General features: G+C 72.6%; 19 protein-coding genes and 1 tRNA gene. 10 read left to right on the forward strand and 10 right to left on the reverse strand.

The window, feature by feature from the left end:
* Positions 1 to 50: 50 nt before the first annotated feature.
* The 3 genes from C4J65_RS05120 to C4J65_RS05130 form a co-directional block, all read right to left on the reverse strand.
* On the reverse strand, positions 51 to 881 hold the full coding sequence (locus C4J65_RS05120) for an SCO1664 family protein (protein ID WP_205350954.1): 831 nt from the start codon (positions 879 to 881) through the stop codon (positions 51 to 53).
* Positions 845 to 1435 carry a DUF3090 domain-containing protein gene (locus C4J65_RS05125; protein WP_115741299.1) on the reverse strand — a complete coding sequence of 197 codons (591 nt, stop codon included), beginning with the start codon at positions 1433 to 1435 and terminating at the stop codon, positions 845 to 847. Before C4J65_RS05125 ends, C4J65_RS05120 begins: the two co-directional genes overlap by 37 nt.
* An 85-nt stretch (positions 1436 to 1520) precedes the next feature.
* Complete coding sequence (locus C4J65_RS05130) at positions 1521 to 2207, reverse strand: histidine phosphatase family protein (protein ID WP_115741300.1); 687 nt, start codon at positions 2205 to 2207, stop codon at positions 1521 to 1523.
* 61 nt (positions 2208 to 2268) lie between these two features.
* On the opposite strand from C4J65_RS05130, the gene corA reads away from it, so the two are divergent.
* Complete coding sequence (corA, locus tag C4J65_RS05135) at positions 2269 to 3264, forward strand: magnesium/cobalt transporter CorA (RefSeq protein ID WP_162833033.1); 996 nt, start codon at positions 2269 to 2271, stop codon at positions 3262 to 3264.
* Between the two features lie 13 nt (positions 3265 to 3277).
* On the opposite strand, the gene C4J65_RS05140 is transcribed toward corA, so the two are convergent.
* Together C4J65_RS05140 and C4J65_RS05145 are read right to left on the reverse strand one after the other, a co-directional pair.
* A complete protein-coding gene (locus C4J65_RS05140) occupies positions 3278 to 4066 on the reverse strand; it encodes a ferritin-like domain-containing protein (protein ID WP_115741302.1) in 789 nt (262 codons plus the stop codon).
* 253 nt (positions 4067 to 4319) lie between these two features.
* Positions 4320 to 5375 carry an LLM class F420-dependent oxidoreductase gene (locus C4J65_RS05145; RefSeq protein ID WP_115741303.1) on the reverse strand — a complete coding sequence of 352 codons (1056 nt, stop codon included), beginning with the start codon at positions 5373 to 5375 and terminating at the stop codon, positions 4320 to 4322.
* Between the two features lie 113 nt (positions 5376 to 5488).
* On the opposite strand from C4J65_RS05145, the gene C4J65_RS05150 reads away from it, so the two are divergent.
* Entirely contained in the window at positions 5489 to 6475 is a 987-nt protein-coding gene (locus tag C4J65_RS05150) for an aldo/keto reductase (protein WP_115741304.1), read from the forward strand.
* Positions 6472 to 8769: a helix-hairpin-helix domain-containing protein gene (locus C4J65_RS05155; RefSeq protein WP_115741305.1), complete on the forward strand. Its 2298-nt coding sequence runs from the start codon at positions 6472 to 6474 to the stop codon at positions 8767 to 8769. Before C4J65_RS05150 ends, C4J65_RS05155 begins: the two co-directional genes overlap by 4 nt.
* 103 nt (positions 8770 to 8872) lie before the next feature.
* Here the strand turns inward: C4J65_RS05155 and C4J65_RS05160 are convergent, their stop codons facing one another.
* On the reverse strand, positions 8873 to 9658 hold the full coding sequence (locus C4J65_RS05160) for a hypothetical protein (RefSeq protein ID WP_115741306.1): 786 nt from the start codon (positions 9656 to 9658) through the stop codon (positions 8873 to 8875).
* Between the two features lie 47 nt (positions 9659 to 9705).
* On the opposite strand from C4J65_RS05160, the gene C4J65_RS05165 reads away from it, so the two are divergent.
* Positions 9706 to 9894 carry a DUF5703 family protein gene (locus tag C4J65_RS05165; RefSeq protein ID WP_007388288.1) on the forward strand — a complete coding sequence of 63 codons (189 nt, stop codon included), beginning with the start codon at positions 9706 to 9708 and terminating at the stop codon, positions 9892 to 9894.
* 64 nt (positions 9895 to 9958) lie between these two features.
* Here C4J65_RS05165 and chpC read toward each other — a convergent pair whose 3' ends face one another.
* The 3 genes from chpC to C4J65_RS05180 form a co-directional block, all read right to left on the reverse strand.
* Positions 9959 to 10720: an LAXTG-anchored chaplin ChpC gene (gene chpC, locus C4J65_RS05170; protein ID WP_115741307.1), complete on the reverse strand. Its 762-nt coding sequence runs from the start codon at positions 10718 to 10720 to the stop codon at positions 9959 to 9961.
* A 178-nt stretch (positions 10721 to 10898) separates the two neighbouring features.
* A complete protein-coding gene (chpH, locus tag C4J65_RS05175) occupies positions 10899 to 11132 on the reverse strand; it encodes a chaplin ChpH (RefSeq protein WP_003977150.1) in 234 nt (77 codons plus the stop codon).
* Between the two features lie 133 nt (positions 11133 to 11265).
* Positions 11266 to 12597, reverse strand: a complete 1332-nt coding sequence (locus tag C4J65_RS05180) for a M20/M25/M40 family metallo-hydrolase (protein WP_115741308.1) — start codon at positions 12595 to 12597, stop codon at positions 11266 to 11268.
* A gap of 149 nt (positions 12598 to 12746) precedes the next feature.
* Here C4J65_RS05180 and C4J65_RS05185 point away from each other — a divergent pair.
* Positions 12747 to 12834, forward strand: a tRNA-Leu gene (locus C4J65_RS05185).
* Positions 12835 to 12915: 81 nt separating this feature from the next.
* Complete coding sequence (locus C4J65_RS05190) at positions 12916 to 13290, forward strand: YchJ family protein (RefSeq protein ID WP_115741309.1); 375 nt, start codon at positions 12916 to 12918, stop codon at positions 13288 to 13290.
* 24 nt (positions 13291 to 13314) lie between these two features.
* On the opposite strand, the gene C4J65_RS05195 is transcribed toward C4J65_RS05190, so the two are convergent.
* On the reverse strand, positions 13315 to 14016 hold the full coding sequence (locus tag C4J65_RS05195) for an FCD domain-containing protein (protein WP_115741310.1): 702 nt from the start codon (positions 14014 to 14016) through the stop codon (positions 13315 to 13317).
* A 137-nt stretch (positions 14017 to 14153) separates the two neighbouring features.
* Here C4J65_RS05195 and C4J65_RS05200 point away from each other — a divergent pair, with 137 nt between their 5' ends.
* From C4J65_RS05200 to C4J65_RS05215, 4 genes are all read left to right on the forward strand, one after another.
* The gene (locus tag C4J65_RS05200) at positions 14154 to 14681 is read left to right on the forward strand and encodes a gluconokinase (RefSeq protein ID WP_115741311.1); all 528 of its coding nucleotides are present in this window, start codon (positions 14154 to 14156) and stop codon (positions 14679 to 14681) included.
* 91 nt (positions 14682 to 14772) lie between these two features.
* Positions 14773 to 16170, forward strand: a complete 1398-nt coding sequence (locus C4J65_RS05205; RefSeq protein WP_115741312.1) for a gluconate:H+ symporter — start codon at positions 14773 to 14775, stop codon at positions 16168 to 16170.
* Positions 16171 to 16216: 46 nt separating this feature from the next.
* Positions 16217 to 16978 carry an SDR family oxidoreductase gene (locus C4J65_RS05210; protein ID WP_115741313.1) on the forward strand — a complete coding sequence of 254 codons (762 nt, stop codon included), beginning with the start codon at positions 16217 to 16219 and terminating at the stop codon, positions 16976 to 16978.
* A complete protein-coding gene (locus C4J65_RS05215; RefSeq protein WP_115741314.1) occupies positions 16975 to 18048 on the forward strand; it encodes an L-idonate 5-dehydrogenase in 1074 nt (357 codons plus the stop codon). Before C4J65_RS05210 ends, C4J65_RS05215 begins: the two co-directional genes overlap by 4 nt.
* Positions 18049 to 18067: the final 19 nt, after the last annotated feature.

Here is an 18067-nt window from a genome sequence, read left to right on the forward strand (position 1 = left end):
TGGCCGGTAGGGCGCTCTTGCGCCCCACCGGCCGGTGTGGCATCGGACGTCTACACGGGCGGCCAGGGGATGGCCGGCCACTCGCCGCTCGGTTCGGGGTGCCTGCCGGAGGCCAGCAGGGCGTCGACCCGCGCGCGCGTGGCGTCGAGTTCGGCGGGGGTGATGAGCGCGGCGAGCCGGATGGCCAGGGTGCCGCCGTCCTTCAGCGCCTGTCTGAGCGCGTCGAGCACCTCGAGGGCCTCCGCGGTCAGGGGATCGCCCGCCCAGCCCCACAGCAGGGTGCGGAGCTTGTTCTCGGCGTTGAAGGTGACCCCGTGGTCGATGCCGTACAGCCGCTCCCCCGCCGCGGGCAGCAGGTGGCCGCCCTTGCGGTCGGCGTTGTTGATCACGGCGTCGAGTACGGCGAGCCGGCGCAGCCGTTCGTCGTCGGCGTGGACGAGCAGCGCGGTGCGGCCCTCGCCGACGTCCGCGAGGACGATGCCCTTCCAGCCCGGGCCGGCCTCCTCCTCGTCGACCAGGGCGAGCAGTTCCGTCTCCGGCAGGGTCTCGATCCACAGCTGGACCATGCCCTCGCCGTACGGGCCGTCGCGCAGCACGGTGGGCGGGACCAGGCCCCAGCCGGTGGCCTCGGAGACCGCGTAGGCGGCGACCTCGCGCTGGGCGAGGGTGCCGTCGGGGAAGTCCCACAGCGGGCGCTCCCCGGCGACCGGCTTGTAGACGCAGGCCGCCTCGCGCCCCTCGTGCGTCACCGTGCAGTACAGGGCCGCGTTGGAGGCGTCACGGATGCGTCCGCGCACGGTCAGTTCGCCCAGGGCGAGCAGTTCGGCCGCCGCCGCGTCGGTGGTCACGCTCCGCGGCGGTATCCGTTCTGGCGCGGACATACGTGTCCTTCCGGGTCGAGCGGGAGGCTGCACAGCGGGCACGGCGGCCGCCCGGCGTTGACGACGTCGAGGGCGCGCTTGGCGAAGGCCCTGGCCTGCGCGCCGGTGAGGCGGACCCGGAGCATCGGCGGGCCGTTCTCCTCGTCCTGGAGGAGCCGCTCCTCGGCCTCCGCCAGGTCCTCCTCGGACTCGGCGTCCAGCTCCACGAGGGCCTGCGCCTCGACGATCATGCGCTGGTCCTCGCCGTCCCAGGCCAGCGCCATGGTGCCGACCCTGAACTCCTCCTCGACGGGGGTGTCCAGCGGCGCCGTGTCGGCGGGCCCGGTGGGCGCGGTGGCGGGGACGACGGTGCTGCCGCCGCTGCGCCGTACGACCTCGTCCAGAAGCTCGTCCATGCGTTCGGCAAGGGCGGCGACCTGGGTCTTCTCCAGGGCCACGCTGGTCACCCGGGAGCCGGCGATGGCCTGGAGGAAGAACGTACGGCGCCCGGGCAGCCCGACCGTACCGGCCACGAAACGTTCCGGTTGGTCGTAGAGGAACACCTGACGGGACACGTCCTGTCTCCATGGAAGTCGGGGAAAGCGGAAGATCGGGATCGGGGTCACTGCCGCGACCGGTTCACCCTACTGCGGCGGACGATCACGGTGCGCCCGCACCACCCCCGACCGGGGCCTGGCCACCGGCCGGCTCCTCGTGCGGCGCGAGGGAGGCGAAGTCGCCCGTGTCGCCGAGGCGGACGAGGAAGGGGCGCAGCCGGGTGTAGCGGATCGCGGTGACGGAGCAGGGTTCGACGGAGATCCGCTGGAAGAGGTCGAGGTGGAGGCCGAGTGCCTCGGCGACGAGGGATTTGATGATGTCGCCGTGGGAGCACATGAGGTAGACGGCGTCGGGGCCGTGGTCGCGCTCCACGCGCGCGTTCCACTCGCGTACCGCCTCGGCGGCGCGGGTCTGCATGGCGCGCATCGACTCGCCGCCGGGGAAGGCCGCGGCGGAGGGGTGCGCCTGCACCACCTCCATCAGGGGCTCGTCCTTGAGCTCGGTGAGCTTGCGGCCGGACCAGTCGCCGTAGTGGCACTCCCCGATCCGTTCGTCGGTGTGTGCCCGCAGCTCGGGCCGGGCGTCGAGCAGCGGCCGGAGGGTCTCCTGGCAGCGCTGCAGGGGGCTGGTGACGATCTCGGAGAGTGGCAGGCCGGCGAGCCGCACGGGGAGCGCGGCGGCCTGCGCGGCGCCGCGTTCGTCGAGGGCGACGCCGGGCGTCCAGCCGGCGAGCAGCCCCTCGGTGTTGGCGGTGGAACGTCCGTGCCTAACCAGGATCAGCGTGGGCATGCGGCCAGGGTAGGCGTACGGCGCGGTACAGGGGCGCCGGGACGAGGGGAGAATGGGTCCGGTGATCGTCGACTGCGCCATCTACCGGGACGGGCACCGTACGGACGGGCCCGAGGACCTCTCCGACGCGCTCGCCGGGGCGCGGGCGGCGGGCGGTTTCGTGTGGATCGGTCTGTACGAGCCGACGGCGGAGGAGTTCGGCCTGGTCAGGCAGGAGTTCGGGCTGCATCCGCTGGCGGTGGAGGACGCCCTCAAGGCGCATCAGCGGCCCAAACTGGAGGTGTACGACGACTCGGTCTTCGCCGTCCTCAAGCCGGTGGTGTACGAGCCGGACAGCGACGCCGTCTCCACCGGCGAACTCATGATCTTCCTGGGCGACGCCTTCGCGGTCGTCGTCCGGCACGGCGAGGGCTCCCCGCTGAAGGCCGTACGGCGGCGGCTGGAGCACGAACCGGAACTGCTCGGCAAGGGTCCCACCGCGGTGCTGTACGCCATCGCGGACGCCACCGTCGACCACTACCTGGACGTGGCGGTCGAGCTCCAGACCGACCTGGAGGAACTGGAGGCGGAGGTCTTCTCGCCGGACGGCGGCGGCACCCGGCACACCGCGTCGCGGATCTACACGTTCAAGCGGCAGGTGCTGGAGTTCCGCCGGGCGACGGGTCCGCTCGCGCCGCCGCTGGCCCGGCTGGCGGGTACCGGCGTGTACGGCGGCGGCGTGCCGTTCGTGAACGACAGGGCGCGGCCGTTCTTCCGGGACGTGAGCGACCACCTCACGCGCGTGAACGAGTCGGTGGAGAGCCTGGACCGGCTGGTCTCGGACATCCTGTCGGCGCACCTGGCGCAGACGAGCGTCCGGCAGAACGACGACATGCGGAAGATCTCGGCGTGGGCGGCCATGGCGGCGGTCCCCACGATGATCGCGGGGATCTACGGCATGAACTTCGACCACATGCCGGAGCTGCACTGGGTGGGGGGCTATCCGGCGGTGATCGCGCTGATGGCCGTCCTGGAGGTGCTGCTGTACCGGCAGTTCAAACGCCGGGGCTGGCTGTAGGGGCCGGGGCCCCTCAGGCGACCTCGGGGGCTGTTGTGGCGGGTCCGCCGAGCGCGTCGCGCCGTTCCGGCGTCCGCAGGATCACCATGCGGCGCCAGCCGGCGAGCCGCTCGGCGGCGTACATCGCGTGGATGCCCGCCGCGAGCAGCGCCGACCTGGTGCGCGACCAGCCGAGGAGGCGCCCCATGTGGGCCGTCACCGCGAGGCTGACGTCGCGGTGGACGCGGATCTCGGCGAGCGCGCACTCGCGCAGCGTCCGCCGGATGTACGGGCCGTGCCCGGCGGCGGCGTAGCGCAGCAGTTCCTCGTGGGAGTAGGCGAGGTGGTTGTCCTCGTCGGCCGAGATCATCCGGACCGCCCGGCCGAGTTCCGGATGGTCCGCGAAGTACTTGAGGAGCATCGCCATCTGCTCGGCGGCGCGCTGCTCGGTGACCCTGCTGTGGGCGAGGTAGGTGATGACGTCCCGCACCGTGAGCGGCTGGTCGGCCTTGAGCTGTTCGTGGGCGAGGCCGATGCCGTGCCGCTCCAGGAGCATGGTGTAGTCGGTCTCGGGCGGTACGCCGACGGGTTCGAGGCCGCGCTTCTTCAGCAGGGCGTTGAAGATCCGGCCGTGCTTGTCCTCGTCGGCGCCGTGTCGGGCGATCTTGGGCGCGAGGGCGCGTTCGCTCTCGGGCACCAGCGCAGCGATGCGCGCGTTCTCCCAGCCGCCCTGGGACTCCCCGCTGGCCGCGATGGAGCAGAAGAGACGGTACGACTCGTCGTTGTCGAGGATCTCCTGGAAAAGGCTCTTGGCCGAAAGCATCGGTGGCACCTCTCTGCCGCTGCGTGGTCCGCAGGTCCGCACACTCCGCGAAGCACGAGTCAAATGCGGGTGCCGGAGCGCGGCAACAGGTGCGGTGGACGACTGCGCCAAAAGAAGGACGGCCGGGAGCAACGGGAGGCGTAACCCCGCGCGCGTGGGCGCGTTGTTCCTCGTGACGGCCGTGGCGGGGAAGACCCCCGAGCCCCCACCACGGCCGCAGAAACTTTCCTGTGACGACAGGGCCTCAGGTGCCTCAGGCCAGTCCGGCGCGTTCCAGGGCCTCGGTGCCGGCGCGGAGGGCGGCGAGCCGCTCGTCCAGGGTGAAGCCGGCGGGGGCGAGGGTCAGGGTGGTGACACCGGCCGCGGCGTAGGCCTTCATCCGGTCCGCGATGCGGTCGACGGAGCCGAGCAGTGTCGTCTGGTCGATCAGCTCGTGCGGGACGGCCTCGGCGGCGCCCTGCTTGTCGCCGGCCAGGTACTTGTCCTGGATCTCGGCGGCCTCGCGCTCGTAGCCCATGCGCTGGGCGAGCTGGTTGTAGAAGTTCTGCTTGCGGCTGCCCATGCCGCCGACGTAGAGCGCCGTGTAGGGCCGGAAGGTGTCGGCGAGGGAGGGGACGTCCTTGTCGTCGCCGAGGGCGAGCGGCAGGGTCGGGCAGATGTCGAACCCGTCGAGGGTGTGGCCCGCCTTCTCGCGTCCGGCGCGCAGGTGCTTGACGGCGGTCTCCTCCAGGTGGTCGGCGGAGGGGAAGATGAGCAGCGCGCCGTCGGCGATCTCGCCGGTCTGCTCCAGGTTCTTCGGGCCGATCGCCGCGATGTACAGCGGGATGTGCTCGCGCTGCGGATGCACGGTCAGCTTGATCGGCTTGCCGGGGCCGTCGGGCAGCGGCAGCGTCCAGTGCCGGCCCTCGTAGGACAGCCGCTCCCGGGTCATCGCCTTGCGCACGATCTCCACGTACTCGCGGGTGCGGGCGAGCGGCTTGTCGAACTTGACGCCGTACCAGCCCTCGGAGACCTGCGGTCCCGACACGCCGAGTCCGAGGCGGAAGCGGCCCTTGGACAGGGAGTCCAGGGTGGCGGCGGTCATCGCGGTCATCGCGGGCTGGCGGGCCGGGATCTGGAAGATGGCCGAGCCCACGTCGATGCGCTCGGTCTGGGCGGCGACCCAGGTCAGCACGGTGGCCGCGTCGGAGCCGTAGGCCTCGGCGGCCCAGCACACGGCGTATCCGAGCCGGTCGGCCTCCTGGGCGACGGCCAGATTGTCCGCGTCCATTCCGGCACCCCAGTAGCCGAGGTTGATACCGAGCTGCATGGCCGATTCCCCTTACCGATCAGTAACGTGGCTGGTGCCCCGACCTTAGCGCGCGGAAATCGGTTGTCCACAGGCCCCCACAGCGCAAGCGGCGGCCAGTAATGTCGGCGTTCATGGAGCAGAGGCATCTCGGCCGCACCGGCCTGCGCGTGTCCCGCATCGGTCTCGGCACCCTGACCTGGGGCCGGGACACGGACGAGCACGACGCCGCGGACCTCTTGAAGACCTTCTGGGAGGCGGGCGGGACGCTCGTCGACACCGCGGACGTCTACGGCGACGGCGAGTCGGAGTACCTCCTCGGCCGCCTCATGGAGGGCCTGGTGCCGCGCCGGGACCTGGTGATCTCGACGAAGGCCGGCAGCGTTCCGGATCCCGACCGCCGGTTCGACGGTTCGCGCGCCCATCTGCTCTCCGCGCTGGACGCCTCCCTCGCCCGTCTGGGCACGGACCACGTCGACGTGTGGCACCTGCACGCCTTCGACCCGCACACGCCGCTGGAGGAGACGCTGCACGCCCTCGACGTGGCGGTGAGCAGCGGCCGTGCGCGCTACGCGGGGGTCTCCAACTTCTGCGGCTGGCAGCTGGCCAAGGCGGCGACCTGGCAGCTGGCGGCGCCGGGCGTACGGAACCGGGTGGCGAGCACCCAGATGGAGTACTCGCTGCTCCAGCGGGGCGTGGAGCGGGAGGTGCTGCCGGCCGCCCTGGACCTGGGCATCGGTTTGCTGCCCTCGTCCCCGCTGGGCCGCGGGGTGCTCACGGGCAAGTACCGCAAGGACGCGACGCCGCCGGACTCGCGGGGCGCCTCGGACCATCTGGCCCCGTTCGTCGAGCCCTACCTCGACGACACGGCCGGGCACATCGTGGACGCGGTGGCGACGGCGGCGGACGGGCTGGCGGTGACGCCGCTCCAGGTCGCGCTGGCCTGGGTCCGCGACCGGCCCGGGGTGGTCGCCCCGATCATCGGCCCGCGCAACGCGCAGCAGCTCACGACGGCGTTGTCAGTGGAGACCCTTAGTCTTCCTGACGAGATCTGCCGGGCGCTCGACGACGTGTCGGCGCCCGTGCACCGCTATCCCGATCACGACTGGAGCACGCTGTGAGCACGGAGCCCGAGCCCGTCACCGAGGACACCACGGACGCCGTGGCCGCCGGGCCGGAGACCCCGGGCACCGCGGCGGCGCCCGCCACGGATACCGCCGGGGAGACCGCCCGCCCGGAGGGCGAGCGGGAGACGGCCGATGCCGGGGCCGCCTCCGGCACGCGGCCGGGCGAGCCCGCCGGGCAGGGGCCCGATGCCGGGGACGGGGCCGAGGCGGCCGCGCAGGTGTCCGAGGGCGAGGCCGAGCTGGCCGCGCAGCGGCTCGAGCGCGAGCGGATCGAGCGGCGGAAGGCCGAGAAGCAGGGACCGATCGACGCCGGGGCCAAGCTCAGCGGCACGGCGGCCGACCTGCTCGCCGCCGTACGTGCGGTGGAGAGCGGTGAGAAGCCGGCGGCCGCGGTCTTCGGAGCTCCCGAGCCCGCGCGCCGCCCCGCACCGGAGCCGGTGCGACGGCCCCTGGCCACGCCCGCCGAGCCGGCCGCCGCGTCCGCCGGTTCCACGGGGCCGGCGCCGGAGACCGTGCAGACGGTGCGGCGCGTACTGGCGGAGGGCGGCGCCCCCGAAGCGCTCGCGCCGCAGGCGGCCGCGCTCCTCGGTGAGGACGCGGAGGAGGCGCTGCGTGCGGACCCCTGGCAGCTGCTCAGGGTCGGCGGGGTGCGGCCGGAGCAGGCCGACGGGTTCGCCCGTGCGCTGCTCGGCGCCGGGTGCGGCCCGGACGACGAGCGGCGCGGCCGTGCCGTCACCGTCTGGCTCCTGGAGCAGGCGGCCCTGGCCGGGCACACGGCGCTGGAGCTGCCGCGGCTCGTCGCCACGCTGGCCCAGCGGGGCGTGCCGGATCCCGACGCCGCCGTGCAGAGCACGCTCGCCGAGGGCGAGGCACTCGCCTTCCAGGACGCCCTGGAGGAGACCGGCACCCACCGGGAGCCCGCGGCGGGGGCGGACGAGCAGGACGAGGGGGGCCAGGGGGGCGAGGAGCGTCCCGTCCGGGTGCTGATCGGCCTGGAGCGGTACGCCCTGGCCGAGGAGAGCCTCGCCGACGGTCTGGCCCGACTGGTCAACTCGACCCCCAAACAGGACGGGTCCGCGGCGGACTGGGAGCAGGCCGCCGCCTCCGCTCAGGGCTCCGCCACCGAACTGATCCGGGCCGTCGCGGGCCACGGGCTGGTCCTGCACACCGGCGGCGAGGCGTCCCTGGCCGAGCCCGCCGCTCTGCTGCACGCGGCGCACGCCCTGGGCCTGCGGGCCTGGGCCGCGGCGCCAGGACCGCTCGGCCGCGACCGCTTCGCCGCCCTGCTGGGCGACCCGTCGCCCGAGCCGCCCTCCCCGGGCCCGGTCTCCCCCTCCGCCGTCACCGTGGCCGGGCTGCTGGCCGGCGCCGAGGGGCCGGGGCGGGACGCCGACGGGGCGCTGGACCTGGATCTGCTCGTCGTGCTCGACGCGCCGCAGCTCGACGTCGAGGCGGGCGCCCTGCTCGCGGAGTCGCTGCCGGACGGGGCCCGGCTGGTGCTGGCGGGGGACCCTGCGGTGCTCTGGTCCGTGGGCCCCGGGCGGGTCTTCGCGGACCTGCTGGCGGCACGGGTCTGCCCCCAGATCGCCTCGCGGCGCCCGGACCCCGGCCCGCTCGGCGAGCTGGTCTCCGGCGTCGGCATCGGCGAGCTGGGTCAGGTGGAGGCGCCCGGCAAGGAAGTCGTGATCGTGCCGGTGCGGGACGCGGGCGAGGCCGTGCACCGCACCGTCCAGCTCCTGGCGGACTCGGTGCCGCGCGCGATCGGTGTCCCGGCCGAGGAGACCCAGGTCATCACGCCGGGCCACGGCGGTGCCGTGGGCACGCGGGCGCTCAACGCCGCCCTGAAGGAACGGCTCAACCCCGGCCCCGGCCGCTTCGGCGGCTTCGACCCCGGCGACCGGGTCGTCCACACCCCCGCGCCCGGCCGGGTGCTGCCGGGCCGGGTGGTCGGGGCCGACGCCGACGGACTGCGCCTGTCGTGCGCGGGCGAGACCGTGGTCGTGCCCAGAGACCGGGTGGAAGGGTCCGTGCGGCACGGCTGGGCGCTGACCGCCCACCAGGCGCTGGGCGGCCGCTGGCCCGCGGTGGTCGTGGTGCTGCCCGGCGACGCCGTGCCGGCCCTCAGCCGCCCCTGGATCTACACGGCGTTCGGCCGGGCCGCCCGGCACCTGTCCGTGGTGCACGGCGTGGAGCAGGCGCTCCCCCGCGCTGTGGCCGAGGTCCTGGCCAAACCGCGCACGACCCGTCTGCCGGTGCTCCTGGCACCGCAGACCCCGGCCACTGACTGACCAGGGCCCCGGCCCTCCGGCCGTCCCCGCCCGACCGCTCCGGGCCGGGCGGGCCACGGCAGTGGTCGGGTGCCGCTCGCGCCGCGTGTCGCGGTTGCGCTGCTCAGCGGCCCGCCTCCAGGCGGGCCGCTTCGTCCTCCTCGTCCAGATCCGTCAGGCCGGCGTCGCCGTCCTCGTCCTCGCCGTCTTCGTCCTCGCCGTCTTCGTCCTCTACGTCTTCGTCCTCGCCGTCACCGATGTCGTCGTCACCGATGTCGTCGTCACTGATGTCGTCGATGCCGTCGTCGAACTCCTCGTCGAAGACCGTGCTGACGTCGAACCGGCAGACCACCCGCTCCGGGTCGACCTCCTCGAACGGGGCCTCCAGCCACTCGCCGGGGTCGGCGCTCTCGTCCGCGGCCGTCACCCAGAGCGTGGAGTCCCCCTCCTCCAGCCCGAACTCCTTGTGCCGGGAGGCGATCTCGTCCGCCTCGAACTCGCCGAAGAGGAGGCCGAGGGCTCCGTGCACCGTGCCCGAGGCCTCGACGTCCGGCGCGTCCTCGTCCGCCGCCTCGACCCGTCGGGCCTGGGCCATCAGCCGCTGCGGCTCGGCCACGGCGTAGTCGCGGCGGATCAGGACGCTCAGCGCACTGGGTTCCTCGGGGCCCGTGTACGGCGGCAGCGTGTCCTCCCCGGGGATCTCGAAGGGAGTGACCTCGTCGTACCGGTCGTAGAGCAGTTCGTCGTACGCCTCCGCGGCGGCGGCCAGCTCGTTGAACGCGTCGTAGACGGCCGGGTCTTCCTCTCCCGACCGGCGTTCGACCGCGGCAAGGTGGCGGTCGAGCGCGGTCTTGACCGCGTCGGCGGCGGCGCGTACCTCGGCAGCGGTGGGCTGCGCAGCATCAGACATAGTGCAGACGCTATCCGTACTGGGCCCCAGCCCGCACAATAGATTCGATGCCGGAATACGAATTTGTCGATGTGTACCTACCGCGCGGGGTCACCCGCAAGGAGGCGACGCGTCAGTTGACGGACCATGCCGAGTACGGACACTGGGAGTTGTACCGCCTGACCCTGCTGCGCGACGGCAGCCGCAAGGTGCGGTTGCGACGGCGGATCATCCGCCAGGTGCGCGCCACCTGGTGACAGAGGCGTACCCAGAGCGGGCCCCGCCGGTGCGGAGCCCGCCGCGTGCGCCACCGCGCCCGTCTCACGCCGAGGCGCGCGCCTTGCGGTAGAGCACCGTGCCCGCGAGCAGCGCGCCGGCGCCCACCGGAAGGGCCAGGCCCAGCGGCAGGTCGCTGCCGGTCTCGGCGAGCGCCACGTCGCCGCGGGGCTGGTCGACGGTCTGGGCGCCCGGCTGGTTGCCGTCCGTGGAGTCGCCCGGTGTCTCGTCGCCCGGCTCGGAAGGCTTGTCCGGGGTGTCGGGATTGCCGGGGTTGTGCGGCTCTCCGGGAGGCGTTTCGTGGTCGCCGGGGGGCGTCGAGTGGTCCCCGCCCCCGTTGCCGCAGTCGTTGCCGAAAGCCGGGTTGAGGGCGCCGACCACGTCGATGCTGTTGCCGCACACGTTCACCGGCACGTCGATCGGCACCTCGACGTGGTTGCCGGAGCCGACGCCCGGTGAGTCCGTGGCGTGACCGCCCGCGTGGGAGCCCCCGCCGTGAGAGCCGCCCTCGCCCCCGGAGTCGCCGTATCCGCCCTGGTCTCCGTGTCCGCCGGAGGTACCGCCGCCCTGGTTGGCGCACGCGTTGCCCATCGCCGGGTTGAGGACGCCGACGACGTCCACCGTGTTGCCGCAGACGTTCACCGGCACGTGCACCGGGGCCTGCACCGTGTTGCCGGACAGCACGCCGGGCGAACCCGAACTCGAGCCGTGCGCGCCCGAGTCCGCGTGGGCGGTGCCGCCCGCGGCGGCGATCACGCCGGTGGCCGCCGCCATCGTCATCAGGCCCTTGCGGGTGACCTGTCGCATTTCCTGAATCCCTGCCTTGTCCTGGTCCCGTGGTACCGAGAATGCCGAGAGTGCCGTAATTCCGGCGCTGCCGTCGCCTCCCTGCCTCGAATGTCCCCCAAAAGGCCGTCGGCCCCGGAGCGCATGGCGTGCGCTCCGGGGCCGGCGGAATCAGACCCTCACGGGGCGAGGCACAACGTCACTTGTTGATGCAGACGTTGCCGAAGGCGGGGTTCAGCAGACCGATCACGGAGATCGTGTTGCCGCAGACGTTCACCGGCACGTGCACGGGAACCTGGACGACGTTGCCGGAAAGGACGCCGGGCGAGTGCACGGCGGCACCCTGGGCACCGGAGTCGGCGACGGCCATGCCCGCGCCCGCGAGAACCAGACCACCGGTGGCTGCCGCGGCGGCGACGACCTTCTTGAGCATTGTTCCTCCTAGTTGGCAAACGCGATCCCAAAATTGCCGATCGCATCACCTGTAACGAGGAGGGAGTAATGAGGCTACGAGCTTATGAGCGCATTCACTCGCCCCGGTCACTTCCCGCACGCACGGGCGAATTTCAGGATGCGTCGATGAAGCGGTCGAGCACCCGCACGCCGAACTGGAGTCCCTCGACCGGCACCCGCTCGTCCACTCCGTGGAACATGCCCGCGAAGTCCAGCTCCGGGGGCAGCTTGAGCGGCGCGAAGCCGAAGCCCCGGATGCCGAGTTCGTCGAAGGACTTGGCGTCCGTGCCGCCGGAGAGCATGTAGGGCACCGCCTTCGCGGCCGGGTCCTCGGCCACCAGGGCGGACTGCATCGCGTCGACCAGCGCTCCGTCGAAGGTGGTCTCGACGGCCTTGTTGGCGTGCACGTCCTCGCGCCGCACGAGCGGTCCGAGGATGCGGTCGACGTCGGCGAGGAACTCCTCCTCGTACCCGGGCAGGTAGCGCCCGTCGACGTGCGCGGTGGCCTCGCCGGGAATGACGTTGACCTTGTAACCCGCGCCCAGCTGGGTCGGGTTGGCGGTGTTGCTCAAGGTGGCGCCGATGAGCTTGGCGATGCCGCCGAGCTTGGCGAGCGTGCCCTCCATGTTCTCCGGGTCGAGGTCGGTGCCGAGCGCGTCGCCCAGTTCGTCGAGGAAGGCCCGGGTGGTCTTGGTGACCCGGACCGGGAACTGATGCCGGCCCAGACGCGCGACGGCCTCCGACAGCTCGGTGATGGCGTTGTCGCGGTGGATCATCGACCCGTGCCCCGCGGTGCCGGCCACCGTCAGCTTCATCCAGTGGATGCCCTTCTCGGCCGTCTGGATCAGGTACAGGCGGCGCTGCTCGTTCACGGTGAAGGAGAAGCCGCCCACCTCGCTGATCGCCTCGGTGACGCCCTCGAAGAGGTCGGGGTGGTGGTCGACGAGGTGACGGGCGCCGTAGGTGCCGCCGGCCTCCTCGTCGGCGAGGAACGCCAGCACGATGTCGCGCGGGGGCTTGCGTCCGCTGCGCAGCCGGTCGCGGACGACCGCGAGGGTCATCGCGTCCATGTCCTTCATGTCGACGGCGCCGCGCCCCCACACGCACCCGTCGGCGACCTCCCCGGAGAAGGGGTGGTGGGTCCAGTCGTCCGCGTTGGCCGGGACGACGTCCGTGTGCCCGTGGATGAGCAGCGCGGGCCGGGACGGGTCCTCGCCCTCGATCCGGGCCACCGTGGAGGCGCGTCCGGGGTGGGACTCGAAGATCTTCGGTTCGAGTCCCACCTCGGCGAGCTTCTCGGCGACGTACTCGGCGGCCTTGCGCTCGCCCGGCCCCGAGTGGTCGCCGTAGTTGCTGGTGTCGATCCGGATCAGCTCGCGGCAGAGGTCGACGACCTCGTCCTCGCCGGTGACGCTCCTGGCCGTGCCCGTGCCCGAGTCGCTCACGTGGTTCCTCCCGCTGTCACTGCTGGTGGGTCCCCCTCATCCTCCTCCCTGAGCCGTCCGGGCCCAAGAAGGGGGTGATCGGCCACCCCGGAAAGCCTGGTAATGTTTACGTCGTCGCCAAGGGGAACACCTCGCGCGACAGACACCTTGTCCGGGTGGCGGAATGGCAGACGCGCTAGCTTGAGGTGCTAGTGCCCTTTATCGGGCGTGGGGGTTCAAGTCCCCCCTCGGACACCAGCTGAAACCCCTGCTGAGCAGGGGTTTTTTGCTTTTCGCCCCCTGCTCTTCCGCCACGGCGGCCGCTCTACAGTGGTCGGCATGACCACCCCTCCCTGCCCCTGCGGGCGGTCCGAGTCGTACGAGCTGTGCTGCGGCCGGTTCCACGCCGGGACCGCCGCCGCCCCGACCGCCGAGGCCCTGATGCGCTCGCGCTACAGCGCCTTCGTGCGCCTGGACGCGGGCTATCTGCGGCGCACCTGGCACCCGCGCACGCGGCCCGCGCGGGTCGACCTCGATCCGGGCATGCGGTGGACCGGGCTGGAGATCCTGGGCACCGGCGACGGTTCCGCCTTCCACACCACCGGCACGGTGACGTTCCGGGCGTCCTACCGCGGCGGCTCGCTGCACGAGCGGAGCCGGTTCGAGCGGGTGGACGGGGCGTGGGTGTACGTGGACGGGGAGTTCCTCGACTGACGCCTGCTGCCGACGCCCCGGCGCTCAGGGCGCCAGGATGTCCAGCTCCTGGAGGGCCCCCTCCGTGATCTCCCGGGTCAGCCGCTCCGCGCGCTCGGCGTCACGCGCCCGGACCGCCTCGGCGACCTGGACGTGCAGGGTGACGGCGGCCGGGTCGGGATCCTCGAACATCACGTCGTGGTGCGTACGCCCGGCCAGGACCTCGGCGACCACGCCGCCGAGGCGGGCGAACATCTCGTTGCCGGAGGCGGTCAGGATGACGCGGTGGAAGGCCACGTCGTGGAAGAGGTACTCCTCGAGCCGGTGCCCGCGCGAGTTGGCGACCATGCCTAGCGCGCACTCGGTCAGCTCGGCGCACTGCTCCGCGGTGGCGTGCCGGGCGGTCAGGCCGGCCGCGACCGGTTCGACGGCCGACCTCAGCACGGTCAGGGAGCGCAGCTGCCGGGGGCGCTCGGAGCCGGCCAGGCGCCAGCGGATGACCTGCGGGTCGTAGACGTTCCACTCGCACTCGGGCAGGACGGTGACGCCCACGCGGCGGCGCGACTCGACGAGGTGCATGGACTCGAGCACCCGGACCGCTTCCCGCATCACGGAGCGCGAGACCTCGAAGCGCTGTGCGAGTTCGTCGGTGCGCAGCACGCTGCCCGCGGGGTATTCGCCCGCGGTGATCGCGGGGCCGAGGGTGTCAAGTACGCGGCCGTGCAGCCCCCGGCCCGGTGTGCTCATGCACTCAGCGTACGGGGCGCGTCACCGGAATAAAAAGTCAGACTTATATGTCACAGACTCTTGAAGTCGTCGTACCTAATGCGTTTCAGTTACGTCGACATCAGGTGTCGACGAAGACAGCAGACAGCGAGAGTGCGATGCAGCAACTGCGCAGCCCCCACGTGGTCGTGGTCATGGGCGTAGCGGGCACCGGGAAGACCACCATCGGTCCCCTGCTCGCGGCCCGGCTCGGCGTTCCGTACGCCGAGGGCGACGACTTCCACCCTCCGGCCAACATCGCCAAGATGACGGCCGGCACCCCGCTCACCGACGAGGACCGCTGGCCCTGGCTGGACGCCATCGGCGGCTGGGCGCACGGGCGGGCCGGGCTCGGTGGGGTGGTGAGCAGTTCGGCGCTGAAGCGGTCGTACCGCGACCGGCTGCGGGCCGCCGCTCCCGGTGTCGTCTTCGTGCATCTCACGGGCAGCCGTGAGCTGATCGAGGACCGGATGTCGCACCGGCAGGGCCACTTCATGCCGACGGCCCTGCTCGACTCCCAGTTCGCCACGCTCCAGCCGCTGCAGCCGGACGAGGCGGGAGTCGCGGTGGACGTCTCCGGCACCCCCGAGGAGATCACCGAACGGGCGATCGACGCCCTGACGGATCTTCCCGAGCCGGTGCAGTAACCCTCCGCAACCACCTCCCCCGGGGTCGTGCCGCTCACCGCGCGCACGGCCCCGAACTCCCCCGAATCCCCATCACCGCAAGGGAACCACCGTGACCAGACTCAGCGTCGAGATGCTGGCAGCGGACCCCGTCGAGCCGATCACCTCGGCGGGCCACGCCCAGCTCGGCATCGCCGTGCTCCTGGGCATCGCCGTCATCGTCCTGCTCATCACCAAGTTCAAGCTGCATGCCTTCCTGGCGCTGACCATCGGGTCGCTGGCGCTCGGCGCGTTCGCCGGTGCGCCGCTGGACAAGGTCATCACCAGCTTCACCGCCGGGCTCGGCTCCACCGTCGCGGGCGTCGGCGTCCTGATCGCCCTCGGCGCGATCCTCGGCAAGATGCTCGCCGACTCCGGCGGCGCCGACCAGATCGTGGACACCATCCTCGCCAAGGCCACGCCTCGTTCGATGCCGTGGATGATGGTGCTGATCGCCTCCGTCATCGGGCTGCCGCTGTTCTTCGAGGTCGGCATCGTCCTGCTGATCCCGGTCGTCCTGATGGTCGCCAAGCGCGGCAACTACTCCCTGATGCGGATCGGCATCCCGGCCCTGGCCGGTCTGTCCGTGATGCACGGTCTGGTCCCGCCGCACCCCGGCCCGCTGGTCGCCATCGACGCGGTGGACGCCAACCTCGGTGTGACCCTGGCGCTGGGCGTGCTGATCGCGATCCCCACCGTGATCATCGCGGGTCCGGTGTTCTCGAAGTACGCGGCCCGCTGGGTGGACGTCCCGGCGCCCGACCGCATGATCCCGCAGCGCGCCTCCGAGCAGCTGGACAAGCGCCCCGGCTTCGGGGCCACCCTGGCCACGATCCTGCTGCCGGTCGTGCTGATGCTGCTCAAGGCCCTGGTCGACATCATCATCGACGACCCCGAGAACGGGGTGCAGCGCACCTTCGACGTCATCGGCAACCCGCTGATCGCCCTGCTGGTCTCCGTGATCGTCGGCATCTTCACGCTGCTGCGGCCCGCCGGGTTCGGCAAGGACCGCCTGTCGGGCCTGGTCGAGAAGGGGCTGGCGCCCATCGCCGGCATCCTCCTGATCGTCGGCGCGGGCGGCGGCTTCAAGCAGACGCTGATCGACTCCGGCGTGGGCCAGATGATCCTGGAGATCTCCAAGGACTGGTCGATCCCGGCACTGCTGCTGGCCTGGCTGATCGCGGTGGTGATCCGGCTGGCGACCGGTTCGGCGACCGTGGCGACCGTCTCGGCGGCCGGTCTGGTCGCGCCGCTGGCGGCCGACATGTCGACCACGCACGCCGCGCTGCTGGTCCTGGCCATCGGCGCCGGCTCGCTCTTCTTCAGCCACGTCAACGACGCCGGCTTCTGGCTGGTGAAGGAGTACTTCGGGCTGAACGTGGGTCAGACCATCAAGACCTGGTCCGTCATGGAGACGATCATCTCGGTGGTCGCCGGTGCCCTGGTCCTGCTGTTGTCCCTGGTCATATAGCCGCACCACGCACCATGCACCAGCCAGCAGGAACAGGAGTACGACGATGACGGCCCACCCCCTCTTCGACATCGGCGGGCGCACCGCCCTGGTGACGGGTTCCAGCCGGGGCATCGGGCTGGCGCTGGCCCGGGGCCTCGCGGAGGCCGGCTGCCGGGTGATCCTCAACGGGCGCGACGGCGACCGCCTGGCGAAGGCCGCCGCCGGACTGCCCGGCGAGGTCCACACGGCGGTGTTCGACGTGACCGACGGTCCGTCCGTGACCGCCGGGATCGCGGAGGTCGAGGAGCGGGTGGGCCCGCTCGACATCCTGGTCAACAACGCGGGAATGCAGCTGCGGGCGCCCCTGCTGGAGTTCGCGGACGCGGACTGGCACCGCATCCTGGACACCAATCTCACCAGCGCCTTCCTGGTGGGCCGGGAGGCCGCGCGCCGGATGACGGAACGCGGCCACGGCAAGATCGTGAACATCTGCTCGCTGCAGAGCGAGGTGGTCCGCCCGGGCATCGCGCCCTACGCGGCCACCAAGGGCGCGCTGAAGATGCTCACCAAGGGCATGTGCGCCGACTGGGGCCCCTACGGCGTCCAGGTCAACGGGCTCGGCCCCGGTTACATCGAGACCGAGCTGACCCGGCCGCTCGTCGAGGACGAGAAGTTCAGCGCGTGGGTGCGCGGCCGCACTCCGGCGGGCCGCTGGGGCCGTACGGAGGACCTGGTGGGCGGGCTGCTGTTCCTCGCCTCGCCCGCCGCGGACTTCGTCGGCGGACAGATCCTGTACGTCGACGGCGGAATGACGAGCGTCCTGTGAGCGCCGGGGAGCGGACCGGAGAGGTCTTCGTCCCTGGCTGTGTGATCCACGGTGCGGGCGACCTGCGCGTGGAGGACGTACCGGCCCCGCTGCCCGGTCCGGGCGAGGCGTTGGTCGCCGTCCGCTACGGCGGGGTGTGCGGCTCGGACCTGCACTACTGGCGGCACGGCGGCGTCGGCGACTTCCACCTGCGGGAGCCGATGCTGCTCGGGCACGAGGTGGTCGGGACGGTCGTGGCGTACGGCTCCCCGGACACGCCGGGTCCGGCGGCCGGTACGTCCGTCGCGGTGCACCCGGCGACCCCGTGCGGGGTGTGCCCGGAGTGCGTGGACGGTCGGCGCAACGTCTGCCGGGACACCCGCTACCTGGGCAGCGCGGCCCGCTTCCCGCACGTCCAGGGCGGCTTCGCGGCGCGGATCGTGGTCCCCGCCGGGCAGCTGCGCCCGCTCCCGGCCGGGCTCGACCCGCGCCGCGCCGCCCTCGCCGAGCCGCTCTCCGTCGCGCTGCACGCCGTGCGCCGGGCCGGGGACGTGACGGGCCGGCACGTGCTGGTCACCGGCGCCGGGCCGATCGGCTGCCTGGTGGTCGCGGCGGCGAAGGCGGCGGGCGCGGCGCACGTGACCGTGACGGACCTGCTGCCCGCGGCCCTGGAGTACGCGCGGGCCGCCGGCGCCGACACCCTCGTCCGGGCCGACGACCCGGACGACGCCGGCTGGCCGGTGGAAGTGGACACCGCCGTCGAGGCCTCCGGGGTGGCCGCGGGCCTCGACACCTGCCTGCGGCTGGTGCGGCGCGGCGGTGTGGTCGTCCAGCTCGGCATGCTGCCCCCGGGCCAGAGCCCTTTCGCGGGGAACCTGCTGGTGAGCCGGGAGATCGAGCTGCGCGGCGCGTTCCGCTTCGACGGCGAGTTCGACGGGGCGCTGCGCCTGCTCGCGGCCGACCCCGCCTTCGACGCGCTGGTCAGCGCGGTGGTGCCGGTGCGGGACGCGGCGTCGGCGTTCGAACTGGCCGCGGACCGGAGCCGGTCCTGCAAGGTCCTGCTGGACTTCGGCACGGACGGGGCCGCCTGAGCCCCCACCCGTGCCCCGC

It is taken from the genome of Streptomyces sp. CB09001 (assembly GCF_003369795.1).
Taxonomy (GTDB): Bacteria; Actinomycetota; Actinomycetes; order Streptomycetales; family Streptomycetaceae; genus Streptomyces.